Genomic DNA, 17608 nt, shown 5'->3' with positions numbered 1-17608 from the left:
GTCGCCTCGCCGATGATCAGCGCTCACGCATAGGCGGGCACTTGTGAGGTGCCCACTTGGAGGCGAGGTGGACACCATCGATGGGGATCAGACGCTGAGCCGCCAGCGCCGGCGGCGCTTCAGCATTGAATACAAGCGCCGCCTCGTTGAGGAGAGCCTCGAGGGCCCGGACTCGGTCTCGGTGGTCGCGCGCCGCCACGACGTCAACGCCAACCAGCTCTTCCGCTGGCGCCGGCTCTACCGCCTCGGGGAACTTGGGGCGCCGAGTGAGGGTTCGGCGCTGAGCCTGCTGCCGGTGCGCCTGGCCGCCTCCGAGCCGCCGCCGGTGCCGCCGGAGGTGAAGAGCGCGGCGCCGTCGGGCAGCCTGGAGATCGTGCTCGCCGCCGGCCACCGCCTGGTGGTGCGCGGCGCGGCGGACGCCGCGGCCCTGCGCGTCGCGCTCGAGGTGCTCGGGCGATGATCGCGCTGCCCTCGGGGGTGCGCATCTACCTGGTGGCCGGCGTGACCGACATGCGCAAGGGCTTCGACGGGCTCGCGGCGCTGGTGCAGCAGGCGCTGGCGAAGAACGCCTTCTCGGGGCAGCTGTTCGTCTTCCGCGGCCGGCGCGGGGATCGGATCAAGGTGCTCTGGTGGGACGGCCAGGGGCTGTGCCTCTATGCCAAGCGCCTCGAGCGGGGCCGGTTCATCTGGCCGCAGGTGCGCGAGGGGGCGGTGCACCTCACCGCCGCACAGCTCTCGATGCTGCTCGAGGGCATCGACTGGCGCCTCCCGCAGCGCACCTTCGACCCGCAATGCGCGGCCTGAATCGATCCGAAAAAGAGCGACTTGGCCGATCTGCCCGGGTATAATTAGCCGGTGCAATCCACCACTCCCCATCCGCCTGACGCCCTGCCCGTCGACGCCGCGGCGCTGCGCGAGCTGCTGCTCGCGAGCCGCGCGGAGCTTGCCGCCTCGCAGGCGACGGTGCGCCGCCAGGCCGAGGAGCTCGAGCGGCTGCGCCTGCAGCTCGCGAAGCTGCGCCGGATGCAGTTCGGGCGCTCCTCGGAGCGGCTGCAGGCGCAGATCGCGCAGCTCGAGCTCGCCATCGAGGCGCTTGGCGGGGAGCCGGCCGGGGAAGCGGTGGCGGCTCCCCCTGCCACCAAGCCGGCACGGCAGAGCGCGCCGCGCACCCCGCGGGCGCTGCCGGCGCACCTGCCGCGTGAGACCCAGCGCCATGAGGGCCCCTGCGCCTGCCCGAGCTGCGGCGGGGTGCTGGTCACCTTCGGTGAGGACGTCTCGGAGGTGCTCGAGTACGTACCGGCCTCCTTCCGGGTGATCCGCCACGTGCGCCCCAAGCAGCGCTGCCGCGCCTGCGCGGCGGTGGTGCAGGCGCCGGCTGCGGAGCGGCCCATCGCCCGAGGGCTCGCCGGCCCGGGGCTGCTCGCCCACGTGCTCGTGGCGAAGTACTGCGATCACCTGCCGCTCTACCGCCAGGCGCAGATCTATGCCCGCGAGGGCGTTGCCATCGAGCGCTCCACGCTCGCCGACTGGGTGGGCGCGGCGAGCGCGCTGCTCGCCCCGCTCGGCGAGGCGCTGGAGCGCCACGTCCTCGGTGGCGCGAGCCTGCACGCCGACGACACGCCGGTGCCGGTGCTCGATCCCGGGCGCGGGCGCACGCGCACCGCGCGCCTGTGGACCTACGTGCGCGAGGAGCGCGGCTGGGGCGGCGCGGCCGCCCCCGCGGTGGTCTTCCGCTACAGCGCCGACCGCAAGGGCATCCACCCCCAGCGCCACCTGGCCGGCTACCGCGGCACGCTCCAGGCCGACGGCTATGCCGGCTTCGGGGCGCTGTACGCCAGCGGGCGCATCGAGGAGGCGGCGTGCTGGGCGCACGTGCGCCGCAAGTTCCACGACGTGGCCGCGGCCACCGACTCGCCGCTCGCGCGCGAGGCGCTCGCGCGCATCGGCGCGCTCTACGCGCTGGAGGCCGAGATCCGTGGCCGCCCGGCCGAGGTGCGCCGCGCTGCCCGCGAGGCCCGCGCCGGCCCGCTCGTTGCCGGGCTCAGAACCTGGCTCGAGGAGATCCTGCGCACGCTCTCGGCAAAATCCGCGCTCGCCGCGGCAGCGGGCTATGCCCTTGGCCGCTGGGAGGCGCTTGCGCGCTACCTCGGCGACGGGCGGCTTGAGATCGACAACAACGCCGCCGAGCGGGCGCTGCGCACGGTCGCCCTCGGGCGCAAGAACTACCTGTTCATGGGCTCCGACCACGGCGGGGAGCGCGCCGCACTGATCTACAGCCTCATCGGCAGCGCCCGACTCAATGGGCTCGACCCCTTCGCCTACCTGCGTACGGTGCTCGAGCGCATCGCCGAGCATCCGATCCGGGAGATCGACGCGCTGCTGCCCTGGAACCTGGCCGCCGAGCTGGGCGACCATCGCCGTCAGGCTGCCTGAGCGAAGATCCCATGACCGAGCCCCCGCCACCGGCACTGCCGAACATCGAGGCCCTGATCGAGGAGGATGGCCAGATCACGGTCGGCCACCTCGACCCGGTCGGCGTCGTCGCCATCGCCAACGACGAGCACAACGCCCTGGCCATGCTGCGGCGTCGCCGGGGTGAGAACCTCGCCGCGCTGCTGCGCCGGCTCGACGCCGCCGTCCACCTCGCGCTCGAGGAAGGCGAGCGCACCGACGAGATCAACCCGCCGCGTTAGACCATCCGCCGGCCTGCGCAAGGGGTGGTCGTCGTACGCTTACGATTCGTCCGCCATCTCGTGACATTTCACGGTGGGATGGGGGCACGCAAACGCAGTGAGGCCCGCGATCAGCTGGTGGCCATTCCGGATGACGAAGAGCGTCTGATTCTTGCAACCGGCCGCTATGTCGACGAGGGATTCGATGACCCTCGACTCGATACGCTCTTTCTCATTACCCGATTCGGGTGCGTGGAAAGTCTTCGATGGGCTTTAGACCCTTCACAACCTGATGACCAACTCTGGCCCTCAAGCTCCGAGAACGACGCCGGTGTGAGCATCAAAGCTCCAGGAGATCACGAATCGACTTCAGTGGTCGCAGTAGTCGCAAGGGATGGCTCGGCAGCGGCTGAAAGCCGTGGTGTTTGTAGAACTGTACGGCGCTTTGATCCAAGGCGTCGACGATGACGGCGGCGGTCCCAATTTGCTCGCCGACGAGCGCGGCTCTGTGCAAGGCATCGACAAGAAGATCACTGGCGTATCCGCGGCCCGCATAGCCTCGATCGACGGCCAGCTGCCCGAGGAGTATCACTGGCAGGGGATGGTTCTTCCCACGTGGGCCACGGAGATCTGCCGGCCAGTCATCAGGCTGGATGCTAGCGCTTGATAGAGCATAGAAACCAGCGACCTTTGGCGGCTCTCGAGCATCGTCTATGAGCAAGTAAGTCTGGGCGAGATCGTTCTTCCGATACTGCGTGGCCCGCCTGGCGAGCCAGTCATCGAGCTTCGGCCTGCCGCAATGGAACGCCGTACGGCCTTGCTTATGGGATTCCCTCGCAAGGGCAACTATCCTCATTCGCTGGCAATACGCTCGCGATAGCGCCGTACCTTGGCCTTCATGTGCTCGGGCCACGCCGGAGGTTTGCGCATCGCTTCAATGAAGGCATCGCGGTCGCCTTCGGCGATCGCGATGGTCTCATGCGCTTCAATGGTGCGCCGCGCCTCACGAGCCAGGACGTCCCTGACGTATTCGCTCACGCCCTGACCCGATAGAGCTGCAGCGCGGCTCACCTGCTCTCGCATGGCCTGCGAGGTGCGAATGTACATGCGACTGGCTTGCCTGTCCCTCTGCTCCATCTCTCGTCTCACTCCAACCTGATTCCTCGCCGCCCGAGCGACTCTCACATTCGTGTAATGTACGCCACATCGGCGGACATTGCCAACTGACCATCCCTTTTGATCGGCCGAATGACGACGGGGGCCCTGTATGGGAAGCCCCTTATTACCGCCACTGGTGAGCGTGCTGGCAAGACGAGACGTCGCAGAGTCGCTGCTTTTCTCCCTGGCAACGCCGCAGCCCCAGCGGGGGCGCCGGGCCAGATTTGACAATGATGGCCAAGTGGCTCCAAGACCCTGTCGTTAGAGTATCCACCATGGCCACGATGAGCGTTTCCCTACCCGCGGCGATGAAGCGCTCGGCCGAGCAGCCGGCGCAAAGTGGTCGCTACAGGAGCACGAGCGACTACGTGCGCGAGCTGATCCGGCGTAATCAGCGGCGTCAGGCGCGGATCGATGCGGGGCTTGCCAGCGCCCCCGGAAAGCGCTCGATGGATGAGCTGTGCGAGGCGGCCCGGAAGAAGGTCACCGGCGGCGACTAGCAGCGATCCTCCGCCCCCCGGTATTCCTGGTTTTTCGCAATGCAGCGGTAAGTCTTAAGGGCCTGGGCTGACGCGTGGGGGCGGCCCCCGCCGCTGATGCAGGATGCCGAGGATCGCCTGGGCGTTGACCCGGCGGCTGCCTGCGACGGCCTCGGTCTCGAGGGTAAGCGGCTCAGCGCCGAACTTTCTCAGTGCGGCCTCAAGCGCCGGCTTCTCGCTTGCGGAAATGAGGTAGTGGAGCGGGAGATGGACCTGCTCGTCTTTCAGCGCCGCACCCAGGGCGCGCACATCGCGCCTGGGCACGGAGTCGAAGCCGGCGTCGGAGAAGGCGCTGTTCGGTGGCACGCCATCCAGGTAGATCCGCTTCAGCGCCGCGCGTCCGCGGGCGCTGCGAAGGCGCGGTCCGAGCTCATGGCGGCAGCTGTTGAGTGCCCGCGCGAGGGCGTCGCGGCGATAGATCGGCTGTATGGAGCTCTTGCGGTTGATGCGCGCCGGGTACTCCTGGATGAGCATGCGCGCGAAGGCCGCCACACCCTCGGGGGCGATGGCAACCCCGGGTGCGGCCTGCTCGATCTCACCGATGCCGATCTCATCGAAGATCCGTTCGGTGATGGCGAGCGTGCCCTCCCTTGCTCGCCCCCGGGTGGCGTTGCGAAAGAAGTCGAAGAGCTCCCGCTGGGTGGCCCGCGAGCGGGCATAGGGAAGGCGGGTGGTGATCTCCCAGAGCGCGGTGCTCTGCGTCTCCTCCCGGCACTCCGAGGGGGCGGGCGTTTGCTGCGCGATCGCTTCGAGTTGTCCATGGCGGCTGGCGGGCACGTCGAGCTCGATATCAACGAGCCCGGTGCGCTTGCCGTGCGCGGCGATGAGCTTTTCGCAGCGCGCTCTGTAGTCAGCGGGGGCCTCGGCGAAGAAGCGGGCAAGCTGCGGGGTGAACTTCTCGGCTCCGGGGAGCAGCGAGAGGGTGCTGCGCAGGTCCGGCCAGACCAGATGGCTTGCCTCGGCACAGGCGCGCATCAACCGGACGGCATCCGCGAGGGCGGTCGGCGGGTACCACCTGATGTCCGCGGGATCGCAGCCAAGGGCCTCGGCAAAGGCGATCGGGTCGCGCCCCGCGCACTGAAATCGAACGGTGAGTGTTGCCTGCGCCTCCATCCCGTTGCCGATGATTCGTTGCATGTGCTCGTGGATGGTCTGCGGGCTGACGCCATGGCGCTCGGCGGCCACGGCCACGTCGTGCCCCTCGACAAGCACCTCCCGGGTCGCGAGAACACCGGGCTCGCTCGGATCTCGTGACGAATCGAGGCGCTCGAACTGTGCTGGCGTCATTACAGCTTGCCAGAGCATTCGACGTGCATTGCCCTTGGTCATCACCGCTCCTTGTCTTCGCCTGGTTAATTATTATGCCACACCGTGCATGGTTCGCTTACTCGCGGGTTATTTTGGACACCGCACTGGAGCAAGGTCCCGGGTGTGTAGCCGGGCCTTCCCCTTGCTGGAAGCAGTGAAGGAGGTGTCCATGAGCCAGCGCGATCCGCAGGGGAAGAAGGACAAGGGGCGCTTCTCGAGCAGGCGCAGGACCGAGGCGGTGCTGCGCCTGCTCCGGGGCGAGGACCTTGACACGCTGAGCCGCGAGCTCGGGGTGACGGCGGCATGCCTGAGCCGGTGGCGTGAGGGGTTTCTCGCCGGCGGCGAAGCGGGCCTGAAGAGCCGTCCAGGGGATGGACGCGAGCAGCAGGTTCGCGAGCTGCAAGCCAGGGTCGGCGAGCTCACCATGGATCACGAGGCCTCGCGCGAGGCGGTCAGCCGCCACAAGGAGAGCGCCACTTGGACCCGAGGAGGTCGAGCTCGTGAGCCGGGCGCACTCGATCTCTACTGGCGAGCCCTTCGGTGTGGTCTGGCTCCGCCGGGAGTGGAGCATCCCCCGCTCGACGGTCTACCCGCGCGCCGTCACAGCGGCGCACCGTCCGCACAGCCGCCCGCCGGGCGGGGTCCCGACACGGTCCAGGGTGACGCGGCGTTGACCGCGGTCATCAAGGCGACGATCCAGCAATCGCCGTTCACCGGCGAGGGCCATCGCAACGTCTGGGCGCGGCTGCGCCAGCAGGGCATCCGCACGGGCAAGCCCCGCGTCCCGCGGCTGATGCGCGACGCCGGGCTGCTCGCCCCGCAACGCCGCGGCCCGTGGGTGCACCACCTGTGGTCGTGCCCGCAAGACAAGATGTCGCAGATTTGCTAACCTGCTCAAAAGCTCAAAAGGCAACGTCGCCGAGAAACCCGTGAGTTGTCCGTCACACACGCAGCGCGGGCGCTGCCAGGAAGCGGAAGGACGCCAGCCACGCGCTGCGCCCCAGGGAGCGTTATGCACAATCAGCGGGTATCCCGGCATCGACGAATTGGTGGACAGGCTCGCGCCCGGCGCCGAGGCGGTTCATTTACGGTTCCCAATGGGCAGTTACGATTCTGAGCCAATCATTGCGCATCACCCGAGCGCAGAGCGATCTTCGCGCGGGGTGGTTCAGCCCCAATTCGCCGGAGTCATGCCGCATGTCCGCGGCGCAATCGGCAGCGCGGCCAATGTCTACGGGAAGGGCTGCTGATGGCCGATCAAGCGTACAGGCTGCTCGATAAGCTCGCCGAACGCCCCGAGAACCGCGATGCGATGCGCCGCGCCTCGATGGCGCTCGATTTGGGGCGCCTTGCGTTTGGGATGCGCGAGGCGAGAGGCCTGACCCAAAGGCAAGTGGCTGAGCGCGTGGAGACAAGCCGTACCGTGATCTCTCGCCTTGAGGGCGGCAACGCCGGGCGCGTTCCGGGCCTCGATCAGATCCAGAAGATCGCCGAGGCGTGCGGTTTTGAGCTCCGCCTCGAGGCTGAGCGGGTTCGCCCCGAGACGGTGGCACAGAAACCGAAGGCCGGATTCAGCGTCGCGTTCGCCAATGCCGACCCCTCACCGGTCAATACGACCGCAGGGCGCTAACGACAATGGCGAGCGCGCTGGCAATTCGAGCCGGCTACCAGGCGGTTTCCTGATCAGCAACGATCGTCAGCTACCGTCTGCTGGTGCGATTCGGAGGTCCGCATATACTGATCATGCATTCAGTATTCAGATCCGAGAATCGCCCCATGCCCATGAACTGCACCCCGTTTCAACCCGGCTTTCGATGCCCAAGTTCCTTCGACTTTACAGGCAGGAGTGCCAGTGTGCGGCGGCCCTCGAGCAGGCACGCTGGCCGGCGGGCTTGCGCCTTCCGCGCTGCCACGTGGCGGCGTACAGCCGCGTGCAGGGGCGCACCCATACGCTATTCCAGTGCCGTGGCTGCCGCCATCAGACCTCGCTGATCGCAGGCGCCGTGATGCGGGGCACGAAGCTCCCGCTGACCGTGCGGTTCCTCGCCATCTGCCTCCTCAGCCAGGCGAAGACCGGGCTCTCGGCGCTCGCCCTCGCACGCCATCTCGGGGTGAGTTACCCCAGCGCCTGGCTGATGCATCACAAGCTCACGCTCCGCCATGGCGGAGCGTGAGCAGCGTTACCGCCTCTCCGGCCACGTCCGGCTCGACTATGCCTACCTCGGCGGCGAGCGATGGGGTGGCAAGGCCGGCCGGGGCTCGGAGAACAAGATCGGCTTTCTCGCGGCCGTCTCTCTCAGCGACGAAGGCCACCCCCTGCGCACCCGCCTCACCCCCGTGGCAACGTTCACCAGTGAGGTGGTGAAGCGCCGGGCCGAGGCGAGTCTGGTACCCGGCAGCACGGCCTCCTCGGACGGCCTGGCGTGCTTCTGCGGCGTCACCGCCACCGGCTGCACGCATCGCCCTACGTTGGTGGCCGCGCGCGCAAGCCAAGCGAACTGCCTGAGTTGCGCTGGATCAGCACGGTGCTCGGCAACGCCCGGGTTACACAATCTGTGGAGGGGCAGTCCGCAGAGGATAAGTGACCCACCGGGGGCACCGCGCGGATGACACCACGTGACGCAGGCGGACTCCCGGCATTACACAAACGCTGGGGTTACACGCGGCATGATCGCTGTGGGTGGAAAAGTTTGGAAACCGGGCCAGACACTTGCGGCCTCAGTGCGCACCAGCCCCTCGATGCCGTCAAGGCAGGGCACGGCTCTCGATCACAGGGGTGGCTCGCCGGCGCGCGGCGCTCTCGGTGCGCTCACACGTATCCACCCCCCTCCATGCGAGACACGCCGTGGGCGCCGAGAAATCGCTTTCAAGTCAGTTGGTTACGACCCAATCACTGGCGGAAGGCATGACCGCCACGAGCGCGGCGCCACTGAAGGGGATCGCGGCAGGGGAAAGGGAGTGTAACCCCCCCGCGTTTGTGTAATGCCGCGCCTGCCTCCCCCAACCGGCAGGCGTGAATGCGCGCCAGAGAACCCCATCTATCGCGACTTCCGAGTGCTTGCGGGCAGCGCGCTGTTTTTCCCAACTGAAATGGGAGGGGGCCTCAGCCACAACAGGTGTTCAACACGTCACCAACGCTTTGTGCAGCTGCACTGTCTCCGAGCCCGATAGCTCCAGTAGCTGCTAAACGCTATGCACTTCGGCCGTTAGCCGTGGGGTGCCGGCGGCCGTCTGCGCAGCAACCGGCACACCGCCAGCGCGAGGAAGCAGATCCATCGCGTGCGCACGGATGCGCTCGGGCAGGCGGTGATACCCTGCGGCGATGTCCCGGGCGCTTTTCGGCCCCCGCCCGCTGCCCAGGCCTCGTCGTTGATCCTGTAACAGTGGAGTGCCGCCCGCGCCCGAACTTGCCGGCGGCCTGGTTGTCTAGCCGCCGGGCAAGGCGCTGGCCGCACAGCAGGCTTCGAGATCGGCCGTTCGAGGGCGTCCGCTGGAGCCCGACGGGACGCGGTACGGCCTCAGATGCGCCGTTGGCGCTCATGAGGTGCCCGGACCTGATGCCGATCTGGCCGTCGATGCATCCGAGGTCGCGAAGTGGCGCACCGAAATCGCGTAGATCGCCGGGTTCAGCCGTGCGCCGATCGGCTGGCGATGAAAGCCAGCCAAAAGCTGAGGCGTTGACAACGCCCTTCGCGATGTGGCTTGCTGCGTCAGCGTCTTACGAGCACATCAGATCAGAGTAGCCCCGTGAGTACCTTTCCCCGCCTGCTTCCAAACGCCAGCTCCGGCGCACTGCGCATACGCGGGCATTAAAGCCCGTTACCGCACGGCGGCAACGCGCGCCCCGTTAACCGCCAACCGCGATGAGTCACCATCTAGCTGGCATCAGCCGGAAGCAGACATGCGCTACCTGATCCATCAAGCACCTCCGCTCGACCTCTCCCGCCGGCCCCCCGCCGAGGCCGGGCACTGCTGCGCTACCCCGCGCGACGGCGCCAACCGGGGCCGTCGAATAGCCTCGATCGCCTAGACCACGGACGCCCCGGCGCGCGCTCGGACGAAGGTCCCCGCGTCGGGCCGGTCGCGGTCCCCGGGGCGGTGCCGGGCGTCCGCGCCCACTCCCCTATCCCTGGTCAGGATCATGCCCGCACGGTCCAGCTCTGGACGAAGGAGCCGGCATGATCCGATCTACCGCGAGAGAGGCGATCATGCTTCGCGATAAGGTGCTGCTTGCCTTCGGCGGACTCGACGATCAGCCCTTGCACGGCGCATGGGCCACGGCAGCCGAGGACGATGGCGGCCTGCGAAGGCTCGCCAACGCAGGACGCGGCAAGGTGCTGCTCACCTTTGGTGACGCAACCCGCAATGTTCTAGTCACCGGAACCACGGGAAGCGGGAAGACCGTATCGGTGATGCTGCCCGCGCTCCGGCGGCTCATCGAGAGCGGCTGCTCGGGCGTGGTCTTAAGCGCGAAGGAGGAAGACGCCGGCCTCGCCGCGGAATACCCGCAGCGCACGCTGCTGCTCGGGGCGTCTCGCGAGGCGACCCCGGTCAACCTCATCGGTGGCATGGCGGTGGAGCCGCTGCGAGCGCTGCTTGAGCGCCTCACCCGGACTCGCGCGACCCGCGACTCCTATTGGGGCTCGCGTGCCATCGACTATGCGCTGCTCGTCCACCAGACCTATCGGCTTTGGGGCCGGGCGACCACGCTCGCGGATCTGCATGATGCGCTGAGCCATCCGAGTTCGTTCGTCGCGCGCTTCGATGCCTGGGTCGAGGGCGAGCCGACGCTGCCACGGGACTACCTCTCCCTGCTCCACGGCGTGCGCGCTGACGCATTCAGCATCCTCGCCGCTGGCGGCTCGCGGCACGCACACGGCAGTTCCTCCTGGAAGCTCGACGAGGAAGTGAGGAAGCAGTACGCCTGGCACGTTAACCACGTGCTGCCTGCGCTGCACCCCTTCGCCTCTGACGAGCGACTGCGCTCGAAGCTCGCTGATCCGGCGGCGCCGGCGCTCGATATGACCCAGGTGCTCTATCGGGCCCGGAAGGTCGTGGTCACCGACCTGCCCGCGCACCTATTCGGGGCTACGGCTGCCCTGGTGCACGAGCTGTTGCGGATCCGGCTCCGGGAGGCGGTGCTCGGCTACGCTCACCATCGCGCCGAGGGTTGGGGGCGGGACCGCTTTACCTTCCTTGCGATCGACGAGTACCAGCAGCATGTGCACTTCGCGCCGGGCGGCGCGAGTTCCGGGCTGCTAGACGACAACCTATGGCTCGACCGCTCGCGCTCGAGCGGGCACATCAACCTGCTCGCCACGCAGGGGGTGGCCTCGCTCGCCGCGCGGCTACCGGGCGGCTGCCCGCCGGCGACGGTAGAGAGTCTGCTGCAGAACTGCGGGACCACGATCGCCTTTTCCACCCACGACCCCCACACCCTGGCTCACCTGCAGGCGCAGGCCGGGCCTGCCGCCCGGGAGGCGGTGCTGGAGGCGTGCGGGGTGCGTCTGCGCCAGGGGCAGGCGGTTGTCGTCTCCCACCATCTCGAGCGCCACGGTGGCCCGGTGTGCGCCACAGTGCGCGCGGGCGCGACCGCGGGTTACCCGCACATGGCCTCCGGCCTCCACCAGCCGCTGCCAGAGGTTGCCGCTGACCGGTTCGCGCCACCGGCGACGGTCATGCTCGACAACCCGATTGGCCCGAGCCACGGGGATATCGAACCCTGGGCGAACTGGCTCATCGGCGGTGCCGACTACCGCGTCGATGAGCTTCGCGATCTGCTCAGGGGGCGCCGAGGGCGCCGTCTCATGTCTGCCTCGCTCGATTTCCCCGATAACGCACGTGAGCGGGAGGTCCGACTCGAGCGGCGCGGAGACACGCTTTATCTTGAAGCGAAACGGGAGGGCGGATCCGGTGCCTGGTCACTGACCATGCCTTTTCGCGAGGCCGTCGACCTCGTTGAGATGCCCGGCCTTGCGGAGCGCGATTGCGGTGCCAGGGGAGTAGCGACCACCGAGGCGCCGTGGTCTGTGGAGCGCCACGACGATCAGCCTGGTAGGCGGGCCGGCGTGAGGATTTCGTACGCCAGGAGCCTCTCTGTCGACGTCGAGCAACATGACTGGGACTGGTTCGTGTTCATCGTGCGCGGCTTCTGCGATCTCCTCCTGCGTGTGGAGCGCGAAGGTCCCCGCGGGCGCATGATTCGGGATCGGGAAGATCACCCTGGTTAGGCTCACGCGGAGGCCCAAGGGCAATGACCGAGCACCCAGCGCCGCTGCCTTGCTTCATCGACGTGGAGGCATCCGGAATTGCGCCGGACAGCTATCCCGTGGAAGTGGCGTGGAGCAAGCCTGATGGGTCGGTTACCGACTGCCTGATCGCACCGGTTGATTACTGGACCCACTGGGATGCCAACGCCGAGGCGATTCACGGTATCCCCAGAGAACTGGCGGTGCGTGAAGGTGAGTCCGTGGAGCGCGTCACGTTGCGGTTGAACGCCGCCCTGGGGCAGGTGGGCGTTGCCTACAGCGATGCGTCCGCGCTCGATGGCTGGTGGCTAGATGTGCTGTTTGAAGCGGCTGGCCTGCTGCCGGAGTTCCGCGTCGCCCCGGCGATAGAGGTGTTTCCGGATACAACGCTGGCTGCGCTCGAGGGCTACAAGGAGGCCGCCTACCAGCGCATCGGTGGACAGCGGCACCGGGCAGAGACGGACGTACGTGCGCTTCTCGAGGCGTACCGACTGGCCTCTCAGGGCGCAGGTCAGCGCTAGGGGAGCAGTAAGGCCATGGAAATCCGCTATGTGAGCGACCTTCACCTGGAGGTCAGCGGCCGGGGGCTGCACCGTAAGGACACCCCGTTCCAGCTGCCCGTCTCTGACGTCGACAGGCACCGCGTGCTGGTCCTGGCGGGTGACATCGACGTTGGCATGCGCAGCTGTGATTTCGCGCTGAAGGTTGCAGAACACTTTCATGCCGCGGTGCTCGTTCTGGGCAACCACGAGTACTACGGGCAGTCCCTCGCAAGACTCCCCGGGAAGCTGCTCGATCGGGTCAAAGCGGCTGGCGTCGGGAACGTGCATGTCTTGGAGCGGCGTGCCGTCACGTTAGGATCTCTGCGGATCATCGGGGCAACACTCTGGACGGATTTCAGGCGGGGAAGCCCAACGGCCATGGATGCCGCAAAGACGCAGATGCGCGATTTCCGGCGTATCCGCACCGGCCCTCCGGACGCCCCATACGCGTATCGAGTCCACCCGCGCGACTTGATGTCGATTCATGTCCGGACGAAGGCGTACATCGAAGAGGAAGTCGCCCGCGCTCACTATCTGGGGCAGACGCCGGTAGTGGTGACCCACCATGCGCCGTATTACCCGTACTCTGACTGGGGGCCGTCCATCTCATTCAGCTACGGCTCGGACCTCACCGCGCTTATCGAGCGTGCGCGGCCGGCGCTTTGGATTCACGGGCATACGCATGAGGTGATCGATACCCGGATTGGCGGTTGTCGTGTCGTCTCCAACGCTCGCGGTTACGGTGGCCTCGAGGAGAACGAGGCGTTCGATGCGCACCGACTCCTGCGCGTGGAGTGACCGGACTGTCCGTCTGAAAAAGGGCTGGATGGACAGGGGAACGGGACGGCGTTATCCAGAACAGTGGGTGGGGAATTCGATGGACCTTGATCCACGCTCCCGCGAGTGCGCAGTACAGAAGCGGAAGAAGGCGGGGCTGGCCGGACCTGCTCAACCTGAGCGTGAGACCGTGCGGATTTCAGCGCGAGCAGCAATGGCGGTTGGAGGCCAGCTTGGTGGGCACAGCGACGCCCTTGAATGTCATTACGAGCCAAGGGGAAAGCGAATGGGCGATGAAGATGGAGAGTCAATCTGAACTTGGTGCCGAACTCGCATACTACCTCGGCGACCTCGAGTCCCGTGAGCTCGTGGCTTTGCAGTGGGGCGATTGGGCAGCGCTGCACCGGCTGACAGAGCAAGGGGTGGCGGCGCGCCATGCTGCCCGGATGCGCAGTCGGGTGAGCGCATCCGTGTTCGACAGGTGCGTGATGCCAAGGACAACGCTGCAGTCAAAAGCTCCCTCCGCGAGGCTGTCGACTCTGCAGTCGGAGCGAGCAGTGCGTGTTGCCCACATCTACGCTCTGGCAACCCGGGCGTTCGGGGACCGCGACCGCGGCAGCGCCTGGCTGCAAAGGGCGAATGCAGCGCTTGATGGCAACGCGCCGTCGGATCTCCTGACAAATGAGGCAGGGGCTCGCTGCATCGAACAACTGCTCGGTCGGCTCGAACACGGCGTCGCCGCCTGAGACCAGGGTATTCAGACCATGCGTTGAAGATCCGCTGACCGCGATCAGCCCCGCGGATACCCCTCCAAGGGGGGCGTCGCGGCATCCGGCCGACGACCAGCGCTGCGGCTCGGACAGGCCTTGAAGGCCGTATCTGGGGAGGGCGGCCGTGGCGGTAAGGGGGGTCAGCCTCTCGGCTTGTGCCTCGGCGACGAGCATGCGAGTAAACGGCTTTCGTGGTGGTGCGGCAGTCCCGACCCCTTTCCCGTCTTCTGGGCAATAGGCCCTGCAATGGGAACGCCTACCATTGCGACTCTCCCGAGATAGCATCGGCTTACGCACGTTCAGACTCGCATATTGCGATGGGAGCCGGCTTGCCATGCCCTATAATGTTGAGACGTAAGTTGCCGAACGTCGGCCGGACGAGGGTCCCATGCCAGCCCGAGAGCGTGTTAGCCGTCGTCACTGGCTTCTGGCGCCGGAGCACTTGGAAAAGGTGCGGCGGATCAGTAAGCAGGAGAAGATTTCGGGGTCAGAGGTGGTGCGCCGTGCCATTGAGGCCTACGACTTGGACTCCGGCCGGGATCGCGACGCAGAGGCAGCACTCGAGGTGATGGTCGAGAGTATTCGCGTTACCCGCTCCGAGCTCGCGGCGCTGCAGAAAAGGCTCGATGAGACGATGTCCCATGCGTATCGGGAACGGGTGCGTAAGCAGGTCCGTGACGACGTGCGTGCGCACCTTGTCACGCACCCCGAGGAGCTCGACGCCCTCGCGGACTACTTCGGTGGGCAGCGCTAGCGAGTCCGCGCGGTGGAAAGCGTCCGTGGAGACGGGGTAGAACCCGTGCGAGGTCCCATGCAGCCGCACGGCGTGTGCGGCTGAGGCAGGTGCAGCGGAGGTAGGGGCGCTATCGCGAAGCAGGCTGCCGCTTCTACGGCGCCGGTGCCTGCCCCCACTTTGTCCCGGCCTGGGACGATCCACTCCATGGTTGATCTTAGGCTGGGACGGATATCCGTGCACGGATGACCCGGGATAATCCCCACCGATCGCCTCAGGTGCAAGGCCGTCCGGGGGCTAGCTTCAGAGTTCGCTGGGTCGATCTGCATCACCTGCTGAGGTCACCTCGACCGGTTTCGGGGTCGAGGCCGGTGGCACGACGGCGCCTTTGTCGGCCACACGCTCTGTGAGATCCGATGGTGATTTCCAAAGACAAGACAGCCGGAGTTGCCGCACACGTCGCGACAGGGGGGATGCTTGAGCACCGTCGATGAAGGGGTTGCGAGACCGCCGTCCACAAGGAATGGGGGAGTTCGGGCTTTCCCAAATTCCGCAGGACCTGGAGCCCTCTGGGTGCTGCAAGCGACACTCATCGCGGGGCCTGTCCGCAGTACCGTCCGGGTACCGTCCTTCGAGGTCATCTCTGAAGAGCGAGCGCGCGCACGAACGGCGATATACTCCCCGGGTACCCTACCATTCGCTTTCTCGGGCAGCAGCGCGCAGCCCTTTGAGGAAGCTCGGCCACTCGTCGCGCGCACAGAGTTCGAGGCGCCTCGCCGGGTGCTCGACCGTTGGCAGACTAAAGGCATCCCCCGGGTCACTTGCCGCGTCAACGGGCCCTGCCGGAGTCCGTGATGCCGCCGGCTGCGCCGTGGGCCACCGGCGATGATGCGGCGAGCCTTTCAGACCGTGACGAGGGCCGCGTGAATGCAAGTCAATCTGGTGTCCACGAAATCGTCAGCGGCAGGGTCGGAAGGCGGCGTAGCGGCGCAAAGCCGTCCATGATCAGGAACGGTGAGGAATGCGCCCTGAACTCCCGGCCTGATCCGTCACAAAGGGCTCTTGTGATGGGCTCTGCCGGAATCGGCGGCGCTTTTGCCGTTTCTGGCATTCGTAATGCCTGGATTGGCACAAACTCGGGTGCGGTCGACGGCAGTAATGACGCGGTTTGAGCGTGACGATTTTCGTGAACCTTATGGACATTATAACTTATAAAATTATAAAGGTTATAATTATTATACCACACCGCAACACAGACTGCCAGCATAGTGTGCATTGTGCCGGCGTTTGCTCGCTGTCTTTGCCACTTTCCGTGGGAGTGACGACCCTGGGCCCTGATGGAGGACGCGGAATTGGTGACGCACGCGCGGGCATTGTCGAAAGATCTTCGCCGCGTGCGAGTTCCGTGGCCGAATTGAAGCGGCATTCCGCATGAGCAAGGGCGCAATTGTGCAGACGGCTGGGGCGGTGTTCGAGGAGGATTTTGCCGGGCGCATGGAGCGCTACGCGTGTACCCCCCCCAATCCAGGGGTTGCCTGATGAACTTGGGGTGTCCGGCCCCGGCGAGAGGGTCCGCACCTGAATGGGCGCTCGCCCACCACGCGACGTTGCGAGCGGCCCAGTTCGCGCGCTGCGGTCCTGTGTGGGTGGGACGGCCCGCCTGGTTGTCTGCATCGGGAAGAATTACCCATGGTCATGACCATGGGTAATATCGCCATGAACCTGTGCGGGGAGTGAGCAATGGCTACGATTCAGGCGTCCGAGTTCAAGGCCAGGTGCTTGGCGCTAATGGAGCAGGTGGCTGCGACGGGGGAAACGTTGGTGATCACCAAGAATGGACGGCCCATTGCGGAGTTGCGTCGGTATTCTCCAGGCAGGGCAGAGTCGCCGTTCGGCTTGCACCCGAACGTACGGATCTCTGGGGATGTGCTAACGCCCTTGGAGCAGCAGGCCTGGGAAGTGATGGAGTGATCGTACTCGACACGCACGTGCTGCTATGGATGGACGTCGATGATCCGTCACTGGGGGTGAAAGCTCGCGAGTTGATACCGCACGCGTGGAATCAATCAGCCGTCGCCGTCAGCGCTATCAGCTTCCGGGAATGCGCGATGCTCGCCGCAGCCGGGCGAGTCGTGATCCCAATGTCGATTGCGGAGTGGAGGCTGTAGTTGCTGGGGGCTGGCCTTGCAGAAATTCCAGTCGATGGCCGCGTGGCGTTGCACGCGGTCGGACTCGATTTGCAGCACAAGGATCCTGTGGACCGCTTCATCACGGCCACGGCACAGATCGCCAATGCGACGCTGGTTACCGCGGACCAGCGTCTGCTCGACTGGTCTTCGGATCTGGCGCGCTGCAATGCTCGATCCTGAACTCGCCGCGGAGCGAGAGAGCCTCAGAGGACCACCTCCTCCAGCATGCGGAGGAGGTGGTCACCGTAGCCGCTCTTTGCGAGCGGGGCGGCGAGGGCGCGCACCTGATCGGCGTCGATGTAGCCCATGCGGTAGGCGATCTCCTCGGGGCAGGCGATCTTGAGGCCCTGGCGCTTTTCCAGGCTCTCGATGAAGGTGGCGGCCTTAAGGAGGGATTCGTGGGTGCCGGCGTCGAGCCAGGCCATGCCGCGGCCCATGATCTGGAGCTGCGACTCGCCGCTCGCGAGGGAATCCTTGTTGATGTCCGTGATCTTGAGCTCACCCCGTGCGGAGGGCGAGAGGCTGCGGGCGACGTCCACGACGCTTGCGTCGTAGAAGCAGAGGCCCGTAACGGCATAGCGGCTGCGCGGTTGAGGTGGCTTTTCCGCCAGACTGACCGCGCGGCCCTCGCCGTCCAGTTCGACCACACCACCTGAACACGGATCACAGGAC

The 17608-nt window shown here is 66.6% G+C and carries 18 protein-coding genes and 2 pseudogenes; 16 read left to right on the top strand and 4 right to left on the bottom strand.

All coding sequences use genetic code 11. The features are described 5' to 3' along the window. Window positions 1–67: 67 nt before the first annotated feature. The 4 genes from tnpA to LMH63_RS15140 all read left to right on the top strand — a co-directional run bounded on the left by tnpA (window position 68) and on the right by LMH63_RS15140 (window position 2693). Window positions 68–460 (top strand): IS66-like element accessory protein TnpA, encoded by a 393-nt coding sequence (gene tnpA / locus LMH63_RS19410; protein ID WP_146205305.1) that lies wholly within the window; start codon window positions 68–70, stop codon window positions 458–460. Further along, window positions 457–804, top strand: coding sequence for an IS66 family insertion sequence element accessory protein TnpB (gene tnpB / locus LMH63_RS15150; RefSeq protein WP_109680413.1), 348 nt, complete (start codon window positions 457–459; stop codon window positions 802–804). Before tnpA ends, tnpB begins: the two co-directional genes overlap by 4 nt. 84 nt (window positions 805–888) lie before the next feature. Continuing rightward, window positions 889–2433, top strand: a complete 1545-nt coding sequence (tnpC, locus tag LMH63_RS15145; protein ID WP_373317936.1) for an IS66 family transposase — start codon at window positions 889–891, stop codon at window positions 2431–2433. An 11-nt stretch (window positions 2434–2444) separates the two neighbouring features. Next, complete coding sequence (locus LMH63_RS15140; RefSeq protein WP_109680411.1) at window positions 2445–2693, top strand: hypothetical protein; 249 nt, start codon at window positions 2445–2447, stop codon at window positions 2691–2693. A gap of 319 nt (window positions 2694–3012) precedes the next feature. Here LMH63_RS15140 and LMH63_RS19560 read toward each other — a convergent pair whose 3' ends face one another. Both LMH63_RS19560 and LMH63_RS15130 read right to left on the bottom strand, forming a co-directional pair. After that, entirely contained in the window at window positions 3013–3528 is a 516-nt protein-coding gene (locus LMH63_RS19560) for a GNAT family N-acetyltransferase (protein ID WP_109680368.1), read from the bottom strand. Then, a complete protein-coding gene (locus LMH63_RS15130) occupies window positions 3525–3779 on the bottom strand; it encodes a type II toxin-antitoxin system TacA family antitoxin (protein ID WP_158280496.1) in 255 nt (84 codons plus the stop codon). The genes LMH63_RS19560 and LMH63_RS15130 overlap by 4 nt, the downstream gene beginning before the upstream one ends. 326 nt (window positions 3780–4105) lie before the next feature. Between LMH63_RS15130 and LMH63_RS15125 the strand changes: the two genes are divergently transcribed. Then, complete coding sequence (locus tag LMH63_RS15125; protein ID WP_109680369.1) at window positions 4106–4330, top strand: ribbon-helix-helix domain-containing protein; 225 nt, start codon at window positions 4106–4108, stop codon at window positions 4328–4330. A gap of 54 nt (window positions 4331–4384) precedes the next feature. Here LMH63_RS15125 and LMH63_RS15120 read toward each other — a convergent pair whose 3' ends face one another. Continuing rightward, window positions 4385–5656, bottom strand: coding sequence for a hypothetical protein (locus LMH63_RS15120; RefSeq protein WP_158280495.1), 1272 nt, complete (start codon window positions 5654–5656; stop codon window positions 4385–4387). Window positions 5657–5846: 190 nt separating this feature from the next. On the opposite strand from LMH63_RS15120, the gene LMH63_RS15115 reads away from it, so the two are divergent. From LMH63_RS15115 to LMH63_RS15065, 11 genes and pseudogenes are all read left to right on the top strand, one after another. Beyond that, the gene (locus LMH63_RS15115; protein WP_158280494.1) at window positions 5847–6566 is read left to right on the top strand and encodes a helix-turn-helix domain-containing protein; all 720 of its coding nucleotides are present in this window, start codon (window positions 5847–5849) and stop codon (window positions 6564–6566) included. A gap of 360 nt (window positions 6567–6926) precedes the next feature. Next, a complete protein-coding gene (locus LMH63_RS15110) occupies window positions 6927–7307 on the top strand; it encodes a helix-turn-helix transcriptional regulator (RefSeq protein WP_109680364.1) in 381 nt (126 codons plus the stop codon). A gap of 146 nt (window positions 7308–7453) precedes the next feature. Beyond that, window positions 7454–8232: pseudogene (locus tag LMH63_RS15105) on the top strand (IS1595 family transposase); the annotation flags it as partial. A 1653-nt stretch (window positions 8233–9885) separates the two neighbouring features. After that, window positions 9886–11907 carry a type IV secretory system conjugative DNA transfer family protein gene (locus LMH63_RS15100; RefSeq protein WP_229332613.1) on the top strand — a complete coding sequence of 674 codons (2022 nt, stop codon included), beginning with the start codon at window positions 9886–9888 and terminating at the stop codon, window positions 11905–11907. Window positions 11908–11930: 23 nt separating this feature from the next. Continuing rightward, complete coding sequence (locus LMH63_RS15095) at window positions 11931–12446, top strand: 3'-5' exonuclease family protein (RefSeq protein ID WP_109679914.1); 516 nt, start codon at window positions 11931–11933, stop codon at window positions 12444–12446. 15 nt (window positions 12447–12461) lie between these two features. Further along, window positions 12462–13265 carry a metallophosphoesterase gene (locus LMH63_RS15090; protein WP_229332612.1) on the top strand — a complete coding sequence of 268 codons (804 nt, stop codon included), beginning with the start codon at window positions 12462–12464 and terminating at the stop codon, window positions 13263–13265. A gap of 215 nt (window positions 13266–13480) precedes the next feature. Continuing rightward, window positions 13481–13990: an Xre family toxin-antitoxin system antitoxin gene (locus LMH63_RS15085; RefSeq protein WP_146205276.1), complete on the top strand. Its 510-nt coding sequence runs from the start codon at window positions 13481–13483 to the stop codon at window positions 13988–13990. 412 nt (window positions 13991–14402) lie between these two features. After that, window positions 14403–14768: a hypothetical protein gene (locus LMH63_RS15080; RefSeq protein ID WP_146205275.1), complete on the top strand. Its 366-nt coding sequence runs from the start codon at window positions 14403–14405 to the stop codon at window positions 14766–14768. A gap of 1719 nt (window positions 14769–16487) precedes the next feature. After that, on the top strand, window positions 16488–16718 hold the full coding sequence (locus tag LMH63_RS15075; RefSeq protein WP_109679911.1) for a type II toxin-antitoxin system Phd/YefM family antitoxin: 231 nt from the start codon (window positions 16488–16490) through the stop codon (window positions 16716–16718). Next, a complete protein-coding gene (locus LMH63_RS15070; protein WP_199225740.1) occupies window positions 16715–16915 on the top strand; it encodes a PIN domain-containing protein in 201 nt (66 codons plus the stop codon). Before LMH63_RS15075 ends, LMH63_RS15070 begins: the two co-directional genes overlap by 4 nt. Continuing rightward, window positions 16916–17116 (top strand): PIN domain-containing protein, encoded by a 201-nt coding sequence (locus LMH63_RS15065; protein ID WP_199225739.1) that lies wholly within the window; start codon window positions 16916–16918, stop codon window positions 17114–17116. 23 nt (window positions 17117–17139) lie between these two features. Here LMH63_RS15065 and LMH63_RS15060 read toward each other — a convergent pair. Further along, window positions 17140–17601, bottom strand: a pseudogene (locus tag LMH63_RS15060) (sugar phosphate nucleotidyltransferase); the annotation flags it as partial. Between the last annotated feature and the right edge of the window lie 7 nt (window positions 17602–17608).

The sequence above is a fragment of the Spiribacter halobius genome (genome assembly GCF_020883455.1).
In the GTDB taxonomy this organism is placed as follows: Bacteria; Pseudomonadota; Gammaproteobacteria; order Nitrococcales; family Nitrococcaceae; genus Sediminicurvatus; species Sediminicurvatus halobius.
Note: the sequence above shows the minus strand (reverse complement) of the source record. Positions and strands in the feature narration are given on the sequence as shown.

Excerpts from the sequence above, each read along its gene's own strand:
- LMH63_RS19560 (WP_109680368.1), bottom strand. The coding sequence starts at position 3,528 with ATGAGGATAGTTGCCCTTGCGAGGGAATCCCATAAGCAAGGCCGTACG.
- LMH63_RS15140 (WP_109680411.1), top strand. The coding sequence starts at position 2,445 with ATGACCGAGCCCCCGCCACCGGCACTGCCGAACATCGAGGCCCTGATC.
- LMH63_RS15120 (WP_158280495.1), bottom strand. The coding sequence starts at position 5,656 with ATGACGCCAGCACAGTTCGAGCGCCTCGATTCGTCACGAGATCCGAGC.
- LMH63_RS15095 (WP_109679914.1), top strand. The coding sequence starts at position 11,931 with ATGACCGAGCACCCAGCGCCGCTGCCTTGCTTCATCGACGTGGAGGCA.
- LMH63_RS15115 (WP_158280494.1), top strand. The coding sequence starts at position 5,847 with ATGAGCCAGCGCGATCCGCAGGGGAAGAAGGACAAGGGGCGCTTCTCG.
- LMH63_RS15090 (WP_229332612.1), top strand. The coding sequence starts at position 12,462 with ATGGAAATCCGCTATGTGAGCGACCTTCACCTGGAGGTCAGCGGCCGG.
- LMH63_RS15125 (WP_109680369.1), top strand. The coding sequence starts at position 4,106 with ATGGCCACGATGAGCGTTTCCCTACCCGCGGCGATGAAGCGCTCGGCC.
- LMH63_RS15100 (WP_229332613.1), top strand. The coding sequence starts at position 9,886 with ATGCTTCGCGATAAGGTGCTGCTTGCCTTCGGCGGACTCGACGATCAG.
- LMH63_RS15110 (WP_109680364.1), top strand. The coding sequence starts at position 6,927 with ATGGCCGATCAAGCGTACAGGCTGCTCGATAAGCTCGCCGAACGCCCC.
- tnpB (WP_109680413.1), top strand. The coding sequence starts at position 457 with ATGATCGCGCTGCCCTCGGGGGTGCGCATCTACCTGGTGGCCGGCGTG.
- LMH63_RS15080 (WP_146205275.1), top strand. The coding sequence starts at position 14,403 with ATGCCAGCCCGAGAGCGTGTTAGCCGTCGTCACTGGCTTCTGGCGCCG.
- LMH63_RS15130 (WP_158280496.1), bottom strand. The coding sequence starts at position 3,779 with ATGTACATTCGCACCTCGCAGGCCATGCGAGAGCAGGTGAGCCGCGCT.
- LMH63_RS15075 (WP_109679911.1), top strand. The coding sequence starts at position 16,488 with ATGGCTACGATTCAGGCGTCCGAGTTCAAGGCCAGGTGCTTGGCGCTA.